Annotated in this window: 15 protein-coding genes; 3 read left to right on the top strand and 12 right to left on the bottom strand. The window is 64.6% G+C overall.

The window, feature by feature from the left end; all coding sequences use genetic code 11:
- Window positions 1-16: 16 nt before the first annotated feature.
- The 7 genes from era to rpoZ form a co-directional block, all read right to left on the bottom strand.
- Complete coding sequence (gene era, locus XH87_RS34690) at window positions 17-946, bottom strand: GTPase Era (RefSeq protein ID WP_271590668.1); 930 nt, start codon at window positions 944-946, stop codon at window positions 17-19.
- Window positions 936-1,772 (bottom strand): ribonuclease III, encoded by an 837-nt coding sequence (gene rnc, locus XH87_RS34685; protein WP_271590667.1) that lies wholly within the window; start codon window positions 1,770-1,772, stop codon window positions 936-938. Before rnc ends, era begins: the two co-directional genes overlap by 11 nt.
- A complete protein-coding gene (gene lepB, locus XH87_RS34680; protein ID WP_035709969.1) occupies window positions 1,769-2,533 on the bottom strand; it encodes a signal peptidase I in 765 nt (254 codons plus the stop codon). Before lepB ends, rnc begins: the two co-directional genes overlap by 4 nt.
- A 249-nt stretch (window positions 2,534-2,782) precedes the next feature.
- A complete protein-coding gene (gene acpS, locus XH87_RS34675; RefSeq protein WP_158669421.1) occupies window positions 2,783-3,202 on the bottom strand; it encodes a holo-ACP synthase in 420 nt (139 codons plus the stop codon).
- On the bottom strand, window positions 3,199-3,951 hold the full coding sequence (locus XH87_RS34670; RefSeq protein WP_271590666.1) for a pyridoxine 5'-phosphate synthase: 753 nt from the start codon (window positions 3,949-3,951) through the stop codon (window positions 3,199-3,201). Before XH87_RS34670 ends, acpS begins: the two co-directional genes overlap by 4 nt.
- A 45-nt stretch (window positions 3,952-3,996) precedes the next feature.
- Window positions 3,997-6,276 (bottom strand): RelA/SpoT family protein, encoded by a 2,280-nt coding sequence (locus XH87_RS34665; RefSeq protein ID WP_271590665.1) that lies wholly within the window; start codon window positions 6,274-6,276, stop codon window positions 3,997-3,999.
- A gap of 208 nt (window positions 6,277-6,484) precedes the next feature.
- On the bottom strand, window positions 6,485-6,877 hold the full coding sequence (rpoZ, locus tag XH87_RS34660; protein WP_007603391.1) for a DNA-directed RNA polymerase subunit omega: 393 nt from the start codon (window positions 6,875-6,877) through the stop codon (window positions 6,485-6,487).
- 328 nt (window positions 6,878-7,205) lie between these two features.
- Here rpoZ and XH87_RS34655 point away from each other — a divergent pair, with 328 nt between their 5' ends.
- Both XH87_RS34655 and XH87_RS34650 read left to right on the top strand, forming a co-directional pair.
- Window positions 7,206-7,850: a LabA-like NYN domain-containing protein gene (locus XH87_RS34655; protein WP_027573659.1), complete on the top strand. Its 645-nt coding sequence runs from the start codon at window positions 7,206-7,208 to the stop codon at window positions 7,848-7,850.
- On the top strand, window positions 7,831-8,505 hold the full coding sequence (locus XH87_RS34650; protein WP_271590664.1) for a uracil-DNA glycosylase: 675 nt from the start codon (window positions 7,831-7,833) through the stop codon (window positions 8,503-8,505). Before XH87_RS34655 ends, XH87_RS34650 begins: the two co-directional genes overlap by 20 nt.
- Before the next feature lie 104 nt (window positions 8,506-8,609).
- Here XH87_RS34650 and XH87_RS34645 read toward each other — a convergent pair whose 3' ends face one another.
- Genes XH87_RS34645 through dapA form a run of 4 tightly spaced genes read right to left on the bottom strand, consistent with a single transcriptional unit; the run spans window position 8,610 to window position 11,084 of the window.
- On the bottom strand, window positions 8,610-9,191 hold the full coding sequence (locus XH87_RS34645) for a peroxiredoxin (RefSeq protein ID WP_271590663.1): 582 nt from the start codon (window positions 9,189-9,191) through the stop codon (window positions 8,610-8,612).
- 4 nt (window positions 9,192-9,195) lie between these two features.
- A complete protein-coding gene (smpB, locus tag XH87_RS34640; RefSeq protein ID WP_035709956.1) occupies window positions 9,196-9,669 on the bottom strand; it encodes an SsrA-binding protein SmpB in 474 nt (157 codons plus the stop codon).
- 59 nt (window positions 9,670-9,728) lie between these two features.
- The gene (gene mscL / locus XH87_RS34635) at window positions 9,729-10,142 is read right to left on the bottom strand and encodes a large conductance mechanosensitive channel protein MscL (protein ID WP_035709982.1); all 414 of its coding nucleotides are present in this window, start codon (window positions 10,140-10,142) and stop codon (window positions 9,729-9,731) included.
- A 51-nt stretch (window positions 10,143-10,193) separates the two neighbouring features.
- On the bottom strand, window positions 10,194-11,084 hold the full coding sequence (gene dapA / locus XH87_RS34630) for a 4-hydroxy-tetrahydrodipicolinate synthase (protein WP_157287355.1): 891 nt from the start codon (window positions 11,082-11,084) through the stop codon (window positions 10,194-10,196).
- Between the two features lie 280 nt (window positions 11,085-11,364).
- On the opposite strand from dapA, the gene XH87_RS34625 reads away from it, so the two are divergent.
- Window positions 11,365-13,773, top strand: a complete 2,409-nt coding sequence (locus XH87_RS34625; RefSeq protein WP_271590935.1) for a transglycosylase SLT domain-containing protein — start codon at window positions 11,365-11,367, stop codon at window positions 13,771-13,773.
- A 473-nt stretch (window positions 13,774-14,246) separates the two neighbouring features.
- Here XH87_RS34625 and XH87_RS34620 read toward each other — a convergent pair whose 3' ends face one another.
- Complete coding sequence (locus tag XH87_RS34620) at window positions 14,247-15,776, bottom strand: porin (RefSeq protein ID WP_271590662.1); 1,530 nt, start codon at window positions 15,774-15,776, stop codon at window positions 14,247-14,249.
- Window positions 15,777-15,799: the final 23 nt, after the last annotated feature.

The following is a 15,799-nucleotide window of genomic DNA, read 5'->3' as shown; positions in this document are numbered from 1 at the left end:
ACCGATCTTTTCTTGGTTATTCCTTGGGGAAATCCAGGCCCATCTCGCGGTAGCGATCGGGATCGTCGCCCCAGTTCTCGCGCACCTTGACGAACAGGAACAGATGCACCGGCACATCCAGGATCTGCATCAGTTCCTTCCGCGAATCCGCGCCGATCGACTTGATGGTGGCGCCGCCCTTGCCGAGCACGATCTTGCGCTGGCTTTCGCGCTCGACGAAGATCGTCTGCTCGATGCGCACCGACTTGTCCTTGCGCTCCTCCCATTTGTCGGTCTCGACCGTGGACTGGTAGGGCAGTTCCTGGTGCAGCTTCTGATAGATCTTCTCGCGCGTGATTTCGGCCGCGAGCTGCCGCATCGGCGCGTCCGACATCTGATCCTCGGGATAGAGGAACGGGCCCGGCGGCACCATTTCCGCGAGCGTCTTGCGGATATCGTCGACGCCGTCACCCGAGATCGCCGAGATCATGAAGGTCCGCGCGAACTTCATGCGCTCGTTGGCGGCCTGGGCCAGAGCCAGCAGCTTCTCGCGCTGGACCAGGTCGACCTTGTTGATGACAAGAATCTTCTCGTGATTGACGCTGGCCGCCTTGGCGAGGATGGCCTCGGCCTCCTCGTCAATCCCGGTCTTGGCATCGAGCAGCACGCAGATGAGATCGGCGTCATGCGCCCCGCTCCAGGCGGTCGAGACCATGGCGCGGTCGAGCCTCCGCTTGGGCAGGAAGATGCCGGGCGTGTCGACCAGGATGATCTGCGCGTTGTTCTCGATCACGATGCCGCGGATCAGCGCGCGCGTGGTCTGCACCTTGCGCGAGACGATCGTGACCTTGGCGCCGACCAGCGCGTTGACCAGCGTGGATTTGCCGACATTCGGCGCGCCGATCAGCGCAACGAAACCGCAGCGCGTAGCAGTGGACGGCGCCCCGCCGCTTGCTTCAGCCGTCATTGCCGCCGCCAACGCCTTCGCGTTCGATCATCACCGAAGCCGCCACCTTCTCTGCCGCGCGCTTGCTGCCGCCGATGCCTTCGGCCGGCGCCAGCCCCGGCAGGTCGACGGCGACGCGGAACTGCGGATCGTGATGCGGGCCGGTGCGCTCGACCTCGCGATAAACCGGCGTCGGCAGTCCCTTGCCTTGCGCCCATTCCTGAAGGACGGTCTTGGGATCGCGCAAGGGACGGCGCGGCTTGTGCATTCGCTCGGTCCAGTTGCGCTTGACGAATTCGGCCGCCGCCGCATGGCCGCCGTCGAGGAAGATGGCGCCGATAACGGCCTCGCAGATGTCACCGAGGACGGACTTGCGCAGGCGAGCGTCGGCACTGGAGCCGACCGAGCCGAGCTTGATGTCGTCGAGCAGGCCGAGCGACTTGGCGACGTCGGCGCAGCTTTCCTTGCGCACGAGCTCGGCAAGACGCTTGGACAGCTCGCCTTCGTCGGCGTTCGGGAAAGCGTGATAGAGCATGTCGGAGACGACGAGCCCGAGCACGTGGTCGCCGAGGAATTCCAGTCGCTGATAGCTGTCGCCGCGCTTGCGCCCGGACTTCAGCGCAGAAACATGCGTGATCGCCTGCATCAAGAGGTTCGGGTCAGCGAAGCTGTGGCCGATGCGCGCCTCGAGCGCCGCGTTCGCATCCGTGCCCTTGGCCTTGCTGCTCCGCACCCGCTTCTTCTTCGCAGGTGCCTTGTTCGCAACGGTCTTGGTCGCAGCTTCCCCTTCGGGGCCCGCTTGCGCCTCGGTCGGTTGGGTCGCGATGTCCTTGGCTTCGTCTTTCATCGGACGATTTTGAAGAAGCGTTTCCAGCGTACCGCCCACGGCCAGCGCCAGAACATCCAGGCATGCTCGCCTTCAGCGATGGAGAAGAAGATCATCTGGGCGCGGCCGATCAAATTCTCCCGCGGCACGTAGCCGACCTGGCCGAGAAAGCGGCTATCGGTGGAGTTGTCGCGGTTGTCGCCCATCATGAAGAAGTGGCCGGGCGGCACCGTGTAGACGTTGGTGTTGTCCATGTAGCCGTTGTCGGCGCAGTCCAGCGTCTCATAGGACACGCCGTTCGGCAGCGTCTCCTTCCAGCGCTTCACCCGGGAGATGCCGCCGCCTTCCGAGCCGCAGGGGTCCTCGCCGACATATTCGCTCATGCGCTGCCGCTCGACCGGCGTGTCGTTGATGTAGAGCAGCCCGTCCCGCATCTGGACGTGGTCGCCGGGAAGGCCGATCACGCGTTTGATGTAGTCGGTGGAATCGTCCTTCGGCAGGCGAAACACGACGATGTCGCCGCGGTTCGGATCCGAGCCCCAGATCCGTCCCGAGAACAGCGGCGGCGAGAACGGAATCGAATAGTGGCTGTAGCCGTAGGAATATTTCGAGACGAACAGATAGTCGCCGACCAGCAACGTCGCCTTCATCGAGCCGGACGGGATGTTGAAGGGCTGAAACAGGAAGGTGCGGATCACCAGCGCGATCAGGAGGGCATGGATCACGACCCGGATCGTTTCACCGACGCCGCTCTCAGTTTTCGTTCCTGAAGTCACGCTCATTGCTCTCTCAATTCCGGCCGGCGGTCACAGAGCGCCCTCCTGGCGCGAGCAGCCCATTGCTTCGCGGCCCACGGAGATTGTCCTGATTCTGATAGTGAGGGCCAATTCCGGCGTAAAGCCGAATTCGCCCAGGCTGATTTGCGTCGGCGGACTTTTAGACGCTTGTCGCTTGCCACGCAATCAAGGATCGCATCAAAATTGAATAAGACATTGATTTATCGAGCAAATCACAAAACTATGGGAGATCCGTCACGATTTCGGCAGTGGGACTGCGGAAATGATGACAAAGGCCTGCGCCAGCGGCCAGTCGTCGGTGATCGAAACGTCGATCCGCGCCTCGAACCCCTCCGGCGTCAGGGCCTGGAGCCGGGCCTGGGCGCCGCCGGTCAATTGCATGGTCGGCCGCCCGCCCGGCAGGTTGACCACCCCCATGTCGCGCCACCAGACGCCGCGCCTGATGCCGGTGCCTAGCGCCTTGGAGCAGGCCTCCTTGGCGGCAAAGCGCTTGGCGTAGGTCGCCACCACCATCTTCTCGTTCCTGGCACGCCGCTCAGCCTTGGCCCGCTCGGCTGCCGTGAAGATGCGGTCGAGGAAGCGCTCGCCATGGCGCTCGATCACCTTGGCCACGCGGGTGATGTCGATCAGGTCGGAGCCGATGCCGATGATCATGCCCGGCTCCGGCCGCGGTCCATCGCCGCGCGCATGTTGCGCACGGTCTCGGCCAGCCCCACGAACAGCGCTTCGCCGATCATGTAGTAGCCGATATTGAGCTCCATGATCTCAGGCAGGGCCGCGATCGTCTCCGCCGTCGCGTAGTCCAGCCCGTGCCCGGCATGAACCTCGAGCCCGGCGGCCTTCGCAAGTTTCGCCCCCGCGACGATCCGTTGCCATTCGGCGGCCGCCTTGTCGCTATGGCCGTCGACGACGGCGTCACACCAGGCGCCGGTGTGGATCTCGATCACGGGCGCGCGCAGCCGGGCCGCCATTTCGATCTGGGCGGGATCGGCCGCGATGAACAGCGAAACCCGGATGCCGGCATCGTTCAGCCGCGCGATATAGGGCGCGAGCGCGTTGTGCTGGCCGACCACATCCAACCCGCCCTCGGTCGTCACCTCCTGGCGCCGCTCCGGAACCAGGCAAACCGCATGCGGCCTGGTGGCGAGCGAGATGCGCATCATGTCGTCGGTCGCCGCCATCTCGAAATTGAGCGGCTTGGAGATCTCGGCCTTCAGCCGCGCCATGTCCTCGTCGCGGATGTGCCGGCGATCCTCGCGCAAATGGGCGGTGATGCCGTCGGCACCGGCCTCGATCGCGAGCAGCGCCGCGCGCACCGGATCGGGATTGCGGCCGCCGCGCGCGTTACGCAGGGTCGCGACATGATCGACATTGACGCCGAGGCGGAGCTTCGAAGCGGGCATTTCAGGACTCACGAAATCAGGACGACAGAAGCATAGGCAAAGCGTCTATCCATTAACACGTTCGACTTTGGCGACGACCGCCTTCGCGCGCAACTGGGCCAGGATCGCGCTCAGGTGCTTCAGATCGTAGACTTCGAGGTCGATCGTCGTCTCCGTGAAATCGGGCGAGCGGCGCTGCATGCTGATGTTGTCGATGTTGCCGTCGTGCTCGGCGATCACGGTCGCGATCTGCGCCAGCGCGCCGGGCTCGTTGACGTTCTCCACCCTGATACGGGCCGGGAAACGTTGCGGTGCGGAATCCTCGATGTCCCAGCGGACGTCGAGCCAGCGCTCCGGCTCCTCCTCGAAATCCTTCAGGGCCGGCGCCTGGATCGGATAGATCGTGATGCCCTCGCCCGGCGTGACGATGCCGACGATGCGATCCCCGGGCACGGCGCCGCCGTTCGGCGCGAACTTCACCGGAAGGTCGGAATTGATGCCACGGATCGGGATCGCAACCGGGCTGCGCGGTTCCGAGGACTTCTCCTTGAGCTTGGCGGCAAGCCCTTTCTTGACGCCGTAGCGCGCGATGCGCTCCTCCTTGTAGTCGGGGTACATCGCACGCGCGACGTGGGACGCCTTGATCTCGCCCCGGCCGACCGCCGCCATGACGTCCTCGATCGAGGTGCGCGCGAGCCGCGGCAGCGCGCCCTTGAGCTTGTCGTCGGCGTATTCGATCTTGGCGCGCTCGAACAGACGCTCGACGATGCGCCGGCCGAGACCGACATATTGATCGCGCACCGCGGTGCGCGTGGCGCGGCGGATCGCGGCACGCGCCTTGCCGGTGACGGCGAGCGTTTCCCAGGCCGACGGCGGCGCCGATTGCGCCTCGGAGGTCAGCACCTCGACCTCGTCGCCATTCTGGAGTTCCGAGGACAGCGGCGCGAACTTGCCGTTGATCTTGCAGCCCACCGCGCTGTTGCCCACGTCGGTATGCACGGCATAGGCGAAATCGATCACGTTGGCGTGGCGGGGCAACGCGATCAGCTTGCCCTTCGGGGTGAAGCAGAACACCTGGTCGTGGAACAGCTCGAGCTTGGTGTGCTCGAGGAATTCCTCCGGATTGGCGCTCTCCGAGAGGATTCCGATGGTGTGGCGCAGCCAGGCAAACGCAGTGGACTCGCGCTTGAGGAATTCGGTCGGCGAGCCGACGCCTTCCTTGTAGAACACATGTGCGGCGATGCCGCGCTCGGCGATCTGGTCCATCGCCTCGGTTCGGATCTGGAGCTCGACGCGCTGGTTACCAGGGCCGATCACCGTGGTATGGATCGAGCGGTAGTCGTTCTGCTTCGGCGTCGAAATGTAGTCCTTGAAGCGCCCCGGCACGACCGGCCAGGTGGTATGGACGATCCCGAGCGCGCGATAACAGGCCTCGATGTCGTTGACGACGAGGCGGAAGCCGAAGATGTCGGACAATTGCTCGAAGCCGACTGACTTGCGCTCCATCTTGGTCCAGATCGAGAACGGCTTCTTGCGGCGGCCATAGACGCGCGCGCCGAGGCCCCGGTGACGCAGATTGTTGGAGAGCTGGTCCTCGATCTCCCCGATCAGGTTGCGGTTGCGCTCGGCGAGCGCATCGAGCCGCTGCATCACCACCGAATAGGCTTCGGGATCGAGGGTGCGGAAGGACAGATCCTCCAGCTCCTCGCGCATTTCCTGCATGCCCATGCGCCCCGCCAGCGGAGCGTAGATGTCGAGCGTCTCCTCGGCGATGCGCCGGCGCGATTCCGTCGGCACGAAGTCGAGCGTGCGCATGTTGTGCAGGCGGTCAGCGAGCTTGACCAGGAGCACGCGGACATCGTCGGCGATGGCCAGCAGCAATTTGCGCAGATTCTCGGCCTGCTTGGCCTCGCGCGAGACCAGCTCGAGCCGCTTCAGCTTGGTCAGGCCCTCGACCAGCGCGCCGATCTCGGGCCCGAAGATCTGATCGATCTCGGCCCGTGTCGCTTCCGTGTCCTCGATCGTATCGTGAAGCAGCGCGGCCACGATGGTGGCGTCGTCGAGCTTCAGGTCGGTGAGAATCGCCGCCACTTCGAGCGGGTGCGAGAAATACGGATCGCCCGAGGCGCGGGTCTGCGAACCATGCGCCTTCATGGCGTAGACATAGGCCCGATTCAGCAGGTCTTCGTTGGTGTTGGGATTGTAGGATCTGACGCGCTCGACGAGGTCATATTGACGCATCATGCGCGCGCGGGGCCTGGCCGGACGCGCGACGGGCGCAGCCGGGGCCACTGCAACCGATTCGGTTGCTGCCTGCATCTGCAAGGGTCTGCGCCGATACGCCATGCCGTCCTGCCTTCAAACGGGCCCTGGGCCGGCCCCGTTGTATACATCCTAGCTCCGATCGCACTTGTGTCCGATCAATTCAGTGACAGGACGCAGCGCCAGCCGGCAACGCTATGGTAACCACGAAAACGTCAACAAAAGCAAAGGCCCGAACGACGGTTCGGGCCTTTGATAAGATCACAAGAAGTCGACGATCGCGACGGAGGAATTACTCGTCTTCCTCGGGCTGCTCCTCGGGAGGCGCGAGGCCTTCCAGACCCTTCAGGAGCTCCTCTTCGGTCATGCGCTCCACGGCAACTTCGGTGTCGTCCGCATCGACGCTCGCGCCCGCGGAACCGATCAGCGGCACCGTATCAGGCTCGGGCTCATCCACCTCGACGAACTTCTGGAGCGAGTGCACCAGCTCCTCGCGGAGGTCCTCCGGCGAAATCGTCGTCTCGGCAATTTCGCGCAAAGACACAACAGGGTTCTTGTCGTTATCGCGGTCAACCGTTAGTTGTGAGCCGGACGAAATCATGCGGGCACGGTGGGCGGCCAGCAGGACCAGGTCAAACCGGTTGTCGACCTTGTCGATACAATCTTCTACGGTGACGCGAGCCATGAACTGTCGCTCCGTTGTGGGTGGACGAAATATGTGGATGAATGGCGCTAGTTATAGGGACCGGGAGGGTTTCGCAAGGCCAATTTGTGATTTGGCCTCGCCAAACGGCTCTGGTAACCCCACATTGGGGCCAGGACGGGTGGTTTTCCATGCTGCCATCGAGGGCGGCATCGGGCATATGCAAGTCCGCCATAACTATACCTTGATTGCCCCGACTTCTCCGGATTTGCGGTTTCGACGGGTCTCAGCGGCACTCTAGAACTGCGCGGCTTGCCATCGCCGCGCCAACAAAAAACGATCAATCACGACTACTACGCGAGCAAACTGAATGTCACCTTCTCCTACCAACAAGATCGCGCTCTTCATCGATGGGGCCAATCTCTACGCGACGGCGAAAACTCTGGGCTTCGACATCGACTACAAGCGCCTGCTGAAGGAGTTTCAGAGCCGCGGGACGTTGTTGCGGGCGTTCTATTACACCGCCATCATCGAAGACCAGGAATACTCCTCGATCCGCCCATTGATCGACTGGCTGGACTACAACGGCTACACCGTCGTCACCAAGGCGACCAAGGAATTCATCGACGCCTCCGGCCGCCGCAAGGTGAAGGGCAACATGGACATCGAGCTCGCCGTGGACGCCATGGAGCTCGCCGAGCACATCGACCAGATGGTGCTGTTCTCGGGTGACGGCGACTTCCGCTCCCTGGTCGAGGCCGTGCAGCGCCGCGGCGTGCGGGTCACGGTGATCTCCACCATCGCCAGCCAGCCGCCGATGATCGCCGACGAGCTGCGCCGCCAGGCCGACGTCTTCACCGACCTCGTCGAGCTGCAATCCAAGCTCGGCCGCGATCCGTCCGAACGCCCCGCCCCGCGTGACCGCGGCGAGCGTGGCGAACGCCACCACGCCCCGCAATTCCTCCAGCGCGCAACCACGATGGCGCCGAGGGGCGATGACGACTTCGAGGAGTGAGGCGGCCCGGTCAGGCCGCCAGCCTCTCACCGTCGTTCCCGACCGTGACTGCCCGCTCTGTCCGCGCCTGGTCGCCTTTCGCGAGGCGAATCGCGCACGCGAGCCGTCGTGGCACAATGCGCCGGTTGCGCCCTTCGGCGACATCAAGGCGCGCCTTTTGATCGTGGGCCTCGCGCCGGGAATGCAGGGCGCCAACCGCACGGGACGGCCATTCACCGGCGACTATGCCGGCGACCTGCTCTACACCACGCTGATCGAATACGGCTTTGCCAGGGGGACCTATCAGGCGCGCCCCGATGACGGCCTGAAACTGGTCGACTGCCGGATCGCCAATGCGGTGCATTGCGTGCCGCCGCAGAACAAGCCGCTGCCGGTCGAAATCAACACCTGCCGTCAGTTTCTCGCGGCGAATCTCGCATCGATGCCGAACCTGCGCGCGATCGTCGCGCTCGGGCGGATTGCGCACGACAGCGTGCTCAAGCCGCTGAATTTGAAGGGCTCGCAGGCCCCCTTCGGCCACGGCGCGGTGCATCAGGCCGGCGCGTTCAAGCTCTACGACAGCTATCATTGCTCGCGCTACAACACGAACACGGGCGTGCTGACGCCGGTCATGTTCCGAAGCGTGTTCGCGAAGGTGAAGGCGGATCTCGATTAGAGCCTTGATACAGTCAGACTAGGCAGGGTTCACCTCTCCCGGCGCGGAGAGGTGAAACCCTCAGCCCGCATCGTTTCAAACAAAACGCATCCGGTGCCGGCGATCTAGCCCTTGGTGGGATTGGCCTTCAGCCAGTCGAGCACCTCACCGGCGTTCCGGTCGGGCGGAAACACCGGATAGAACACATGCGTGATCCTGGCGTCATCGATGATCAGCGCCAGGCGCCTGATCAGCGTCAGGCCTGCGACCTCCATCGTGGGCAAGTTCAAGGCGCGCGTGAGCGCCAGCTTCTCGTCCGAGAGCACCGGGAACGGCAGATGAAGGCGCGAGGCCATCTCGGTCTGGTATTCGTTGCTCTGGGTCGAGAGGCCGAACACGTGGGAGGCACCGGCGGCTTTCAGCTCGGCGAACAGATCACGAAACGCGCAAGTCTGGGGCGTGCAACCACGTGCCCCCGGGATCATGTCCCAATCATCCACCAGCGCGATCTTGCCGGGCTCGCCGGTGCGGGGATAGGCGAACACGACGGTGCGGCCGCGCAGCGCCGACAGCGTGACCGACGTGTCGTCGGTTGCGAGCAGGCTGATCGACGGCAACATCATGCCCTCGAGATGCGCGGCGCCGCCGTCGTCGGAGGGCGCGGGAATCTGGCTCCAATCGACCTCGAGCAGGTTCCGCTGATTCATCCCGTCATCCCCTCGCCCGCATCAGCCGGCCCTTCTCCCGGCTCCAGTCGCGCTTCTTCTCGGACTCGCGTTTGTCGTGCAGTTTCTTGCCTTTTGCAACCGCCAGCTGCAGCTTGGCGCGACCGCGCTCGTTGAAGTAAAGCTTGAGCGGGATCAGCGTCATGCCCTCGCGGTCGACCGCGCCCATCAGCTTGTTGATCTGCCGGCGGTGGAGAAGCAGTTTGCGCGGCCGCTTGGGCTCGTGATTGAATCGGTTGCCCTGGAGATATTCTGGAATGGTGGCGTTGATCAGCCAGATCTCGCCGTCCTTGGAATCGGCGTAGGATTCCGCGATCGTGCTCTTGCCGTTGCGGATCGATTTGACCTCGGTGCCGGTCAGCGCAATGCCCGCCTCGATCGTGTCCTCGATGGCGTAATTGAAGCGGGCCTTGCGATTTTCCGCCATGACCTTGATCGGACGTTCGTTCTTATCGGCCATGACGGACAAACCTGACAGAGATGCGCGCGGATTCTAACAGTTCGGATGAAGTGCGCGCGTCACTTCTTGAGGAGATCGCGGATCTCGGTCAGCAGCTCGACCTCGGCCGACGGCTTCGGGGGAGCGGCCGGCGCCGCCTCTTCCTTGCGCTTCAGCGTGTTCATGGCGCGGATGACCAGGAACAGCACGAAGGCGACGATGATGAAGTTGAGCGTCAGCGTGAGGAAGCTGCCCCAAGCCAGCACGGCGCCTTGCTTTTTCGCATCAGCTAAGTTGGTGGCGGTGACTGCCTTCGACAAGGGGGTGTAGTAGTTCGAGAAGTCGAGCCCGCCGGTGACGGCGCCGATGATCGGCATGATGACGTCGCCGACCAGCGAGTTGACGATGGCCCCGAAGGCCGCGCCGATGATGACGCCGACCGCGAGGTCGACGACGTTGCCCTTCATGGCGAACTCGCGGAACTCCTTGAGCATCCGCATGCCCTTCTCGTCGACGCTCATGACGCCCCCGATTTGGCTAGCGCATCAGTTGATCAGCCCAGCGTGCACCATGGCACTGCGCACGGCAACGCGCGTCGGCTCCGAAACCGGCACCATCGGCAGTCGCAGCGTCTCGTCGAGCTTGCCGAGCAGCGACATCGCGTACTTGATCGGCGCCGGATTGCTCTCGATGAAGAGGTTGTTGTGCAGCGGCATCAGCTTGTCGTGGATCGCGAGCGCCGCCTTGGTGTCGCCCTTCTGCCAGGCGGCGTGGAACTCCGAGCACAGGCGCGGCGCGACGTTCGAGGTCACCGAGATGCAGCCATGGCCGCCATGGGCCATGTAGCCGATGATGGTGGCGTCCTCGCCCGAGAGCTGGTTGAAATCCTCGCCCATCGCCGCGCGCTGCTGCGACACGCGAACCATGCTGGCGGTGGCGTCCTTGACGCCGGCGATGTTCTTCAGCTCCCACAGCCGCTTCATGGTGTCGACCGACATGTCGATGACTGAACGCGGCGGGATGTTGTAGATGATGATCGGAATGCCGATTGCGTCGTTGATGGCCTTGAAGTGCTGGTACATCCCTTCCTGGGTCGGCTTGTTGTAGTAGGGCGTGACGATCAACACCGCGTCCGCGCCCGCCTTTTCGGCGTGCCGCGAGAGCTCGATCGCCTCCTTGGTCGAGTTGGAGCCGGCGCCCGCGATCACAGGCACGCGGCCCTTGGCTTCAGCGATGCACCATTCGACGACCTTCTTGTGCTCGTCATGGCTGAGCGTCGGGCTCTCGCCGGTGGTGCCGACCGGGACGAGGCCATTGGTGCCCTCCGAAATCTGCCAGTTGACCAGGGAGCGGAACGCCGCCTCGTCCAGCGAGCCGTTCTTGAACGGCGTGACCAAGGCGGTGAACGACCCCCGGAATTTCGTCTTGGCTGCCATGGACTTCCTCCGTACGCGGCTATCTTTCGAGCAAGCCCCATTCATATCGGGTCTGTCCTGCCGGTAAAAGGCCCGCTTCCGTGTGAGGCAGCCTTTAGGCCGCGATTTTGCCGCGGTGATGGTGCAAATCGGCCCGAGGTAAGCGGCTGTTGGTATTTTCTCCGCATATTCAATCGAATTCAGCTAGGTCTTGAGCCACTTCACTGATTCGGGGCGACGAAACGCCGTGACCTCCTCTGCTCGTGCCGCATGGCGATCCACCGGTCTGGTCGTGTGCCTGATGGCAGGACTGTCGGTAGGCTGCGCCGCCCTCGCCAAGTCCAATGAGACGACGGCGGAAACGGCCAGGGACACCGCGAAGCCGGCTACCAAGGACGCGGCCAAAGGACCGGCCAAGGGACCGGTCAAGGGGCCAGACAAAGGATCGACCAGGGAAACAGTCAAGGGAACCGGCAAGGACGCGGCGAAGGGCGCGAGCAAGGGTGCGTCCGGCGCTCAGGCCAAGGATGCCGCGAAGAAGCCTGCCAAGGATACTGCCGGCAAGGATGCAGCTGGCAAGGAACCCGCGAAGGACAAGCCCAGGCCCACGGCAGCGGTGCCCTCGTCGAAATCGCAACCTGCGCCCCACCGATCGCACCCCAAGGCCGCACCCGCGACGGCCACCGTCAGACCCGCCGCCCCGGTTGCCGCCAGACCGGTCGCAGCTCCCGTGCTGGCCCCTGCGACCCGCCAGCATGCGGCGCCGCGCAAGCCGGTCATCCCGGCCGCGGTCGCTGCGACGTCGTCGACGTCGCAAGCCGACAAGGACACGCTGGAGAGCGTCATCGAGCTCGTGCGCAAGCGCAAGGCCGGCGACGCCACCAACGCCGCGGCCGGCATCTCGGATCCCGTCGCGCGAAAGCTCGCCGAATGGATCATCCTGCGCAGCGAGGACAACGGCGCGACCGTGGAACGCTATCGCGCCTTCCTCTCCGCCAATCCGAGCTGGCCGTCGCAGGTCTTCCTGCGCCGGCGCCTCGAGGCGGCGATGTGGGACGACAGGCGCGACGATTCGGTCGCGTGGTCGTGGTTCGAGAATGAGTCTCCGATCTCCGCCAAGGGCCGCTTCACGCTCGCAAAGGCGATGCTGGCGCGCGGCGACCGCGCCAATGCCGAGCGGCTGGTGCGCGAGGCCTGGCGCAGCGATCCGATGTCGGAGGACACCGAGAACAACGCGCTCGACCAGTTCGGTGCCCTGCTGACGCCGGGGGACCAGAAAGCGCGGATGGACACCCTGCTCTACGGCAGCGAGACCGAGGCGGCGATGCGCGCCGCAAAGCGGCTCGGCGCCGGCTATGTCGCGCTCGCCAGGGCCCGCATCGCCGCCGTCAAGAAAGCGCCGAACACGCGGGCGCTGCTCGAGGCGGTGCCGCGCGAGCTGCACAATGACCCCGGCTACATCTTCAGCAGGATCCAGCTCCTGCGCCGCGAGGAGAAGTTCACCGAGGCCGCCCAGCTCATGCTGTCCGCGCCGAAGGATCCGGGTCGCCTGCACAATCTCGACGAATGGTGGATCGAGCGGCGCCTTCTGGCCCGCAAGATGATCGACACCGAGGAATTCCGCAGCGCCTATCTGATTGCGCGAGATGCGGCCCTGCCCTCGCGCGACATCTACAAGACCGAGCAGGAATTCACCGCCGGGTGGATCGCGCTGCGCTTCCTCAACGACCCCGCGACCGCCACCCAGCATTTTGCCCGCATCGGCGTCGGCAGCGTCAATCCGACCGCGCTGGCGCGTGCCGGCTATTGGCAGGGCCGCGCCGCGGAAGCTTTGGGCCGCCAGCAGGACGCGCGCAACGCCTATGCCCGCGCCGCCGAACAGTCGACCAGCTATTACGGCCAGCTCGCCCGGGCCAAGCTGGGCCTGCCGCAGATCGAGCTCAACCGCCAGCCGCGCGGGCGCGGCGCCGAGCGGCTGGAGATCGTGCGCGCTGCGCAACTGCTGTATGAGCTCGACGAGCGCGAGCTCGCGGTGCCCATGCTCGCCGACATGGGCGAGAACGGCGATCCGGAAGCGCTTGCCGGCCTTGGCGAGCTCGCCCAGCGCTATAGCGACGCGCGCGGCATGCTGCTGCTCGGCAAAGGCGCGCTCAATCGCGGCCTGCCGTTCGACTTCTATGCCTACCCGGTCAACGGCATTCCGCAGTTCACGCCGATCGGCCCCGAGGTCGAGCGCAGCATCGTCTATGCGATCGCGCGACAGGAGAGCGCGTTCAATCCGCGTGTGGTTTCGCCGGCGCAGGCCTATGGGCTGATGCAGGTGACACCGGACGCCGCCCGCTACGTCTGCAAGCGCCACGGCGCGACCTACGACCTGGGGCGGCTGAAGAACGATCCGGTCTACAACGCCACGCTCGGCTCGGCCGAGCTTGGCGGACTGCTCGAGGATTATCGCGGCTCCTACATCATGACCTTCGCCGCCTACAATGCCGGCCGCGGCAGCGTGAGGAAGTGGGTCGAGCGCTACGGCGATCCGCGCGACCCGAAGGTCGATGCGGTCGACTGGGTCGAGCTGATTCCGTTCTCCGAGACGCGCAACTACGTGCAGCGGATCATGGAGAACCTTCAGGTCTACCGCGCCCGCTTCGGCGGCGGCACGCGGTTGCAGATCGAAGCCGATCTGCGCCGCGGCGTCGGAAGCGTGGAATAGAGACCCCTCGTTCGACTCGCAGCCGGCAGCCAGGATAGCCGGCACCGTCCTCGTCAGCAGGACCTTGAGTCGCCGAGGCCTATTCAGCGATCGCCCACGATCTTCCGGCGTGACCTTGCCACGCGCGCCGTGAGCGCCGCGGCGATTGCGGTCCGGTCGGCACGCTCGCCGGTGCCTCGGCGGGCAGATGAAGGCGTGGATCGCTCCTGCCGCAAGGCCAGATCGTCAGGGTGCCTGGACGGCTGGGCCGGAGTACCCGCAGTCCTCTGCGCGCCTCGGGTCGGAAACCGCTTGCAGCGCGGCCCCCTCCCTCTTCCACGGTGACGCCCATTAGGCCGCGTCGCAGAACGATCAGGTCGACGGAGCGTGGCGCACCAAGTCGGACCATTGCGTCAAGCAAAGCGGCACGACCGGCAAAAGAAAAACCCCGGCGGTTGCCCGCCGGGGTTCTCTGTCAGGTCGTTAGACCGAACTTACCAGTTGCGCTGAGCGCGGAGCAGCAGCGTGAAGCTGTCCTGATCCTTGAGCTCGTACACAGCGCCAGCGGCCAGGCCCGGCTTGGCCAGCGCAGCGCTGGCGCCAGCCCCAGTGACCGTGCCGGCCGCGTACTTCTGGTCCAGGTGGGTCCAGTTGAAGTCAGCCGAGAAGGTCAGGTTCTTGACCGGGGTCCAGCGGGTGATGAGACCCAGCTGAGCGATGTTGTAGTCGGGGTTGCAGGAAGCCGAGGCAATGCCGAGGGCAACCGAGATGGTGCCGCCCACGCCGCACATCGCGGTCTTGGCTGCGCCACTGTAGCGGACGCCAGCGTACGCACCGTAGATCGCCGTGTTCCAGTACGGATCCCAGTTGTGGGTGTACGCACCGCGCATACCCCAGGTCTGGACCAGCTCCAGGCCGCCGCCGGTCACGAACACCGCGTCAGGCGCGAAGGCAATGCCGAGGCTCTGATACGCACCGGCCAGGCCCGTGCTGCCGTAGCTCGTCCAAGCACCTGCGCCACCGGCGAGGTCCTGGATGTTGTAACGGGTCGCACCGTCCGTGTAGACGCCCTGGATGTTGATCGTGTCACCCGCACCCGTCGGGATGTTCTTGATCGACAAGGCCAGCTGAGCTGCCCAGCCCCACTTGTCGCTGGGATGACCGGTGAGTTCAGTGGCGCCGTAGTAGCCCGCATGGTTCTCATGAGCCGCAACCGACGCCTGGAACAGACCCCAAGCCTGGTCGACGCGAACCATAGCGACGAGGTCCGGCGAGCGCGAGCCGGCGATATCGCTGGTGCCGTAGCCGAAGGTGCCCGGCACGGCCAGGTTGTTGATACCAGCCTGATAGTACTGGACCTGATCCTGCGCCGAGAACGACGCCGTGATACCCTGGCCGAAGTCAGCGGTGTAGGTGAACTGGTTGACACCGGTAACCGTGCCACCGCCACCGACGAGACCGTCGAAGTTGTTGCCGGGATAGTTGGTCCAGGGAGCGGAGAACTGGGAGACCGCCTTACCCATCGTGAAGCCAGCGAACTGGATGAAGGCGTAGTACACGCCGAGCGCACCACCGGCCACCGAGCCGCTGCCCGAGGTACCGGGAGGGGCCGAGTCGTACGCGGTCGTGCCGCCACCGGTGTATCCGCCGGTCGTCCACGAGAAGGTCGCATCGAAGAACGTGCGGACCACGCCGTATTCGGTCGCGGTGCGCGTGTCGATGTTGAGATCTTCACGAGCGCGCATGGTGTAGTAGTTGCTGAGGCGGTTGTTAGCGCCAGCAGCGCCGCTGAACGCGCCGTTGTAGACGCTGTTGGTGTTCAGCGCGACTTCAGCACGCAAGTAACCACCCAGCTTGATGCAGGTGTCAGTGCCCGGGATGTAGTAGAAACCGGCTCCGTACAGGGAGCAGATCTTCACGTATTCGACCGCCTTGGCCTTCACGGGCAGATCGGCTGCCTGCGCTCCGCCCACGGCGATCAGACCCGCCGCTGAGCCGAGCAAAAGGCTCTTAACCAACTTCATGTTAAACCTCCAAGTTGCTCTTT

The sequence above is a fragment of the Bradyrhizobium sp. CCBAU 53415 genome (assembly GCF_028128735.1).
In the GTDB taxonomy this organism is placed as follows: Bacteria; Pseudomonadota; Alphaproteobacteria; order Rhizobiales; family Xanthobacteraceae; genus Bradyrhizobium.
The sequence above is the reverse complement of the archived record's forward strand: the minus strand, read 5'-3'. Positions and strand labels throughout refer to the sequence as shown.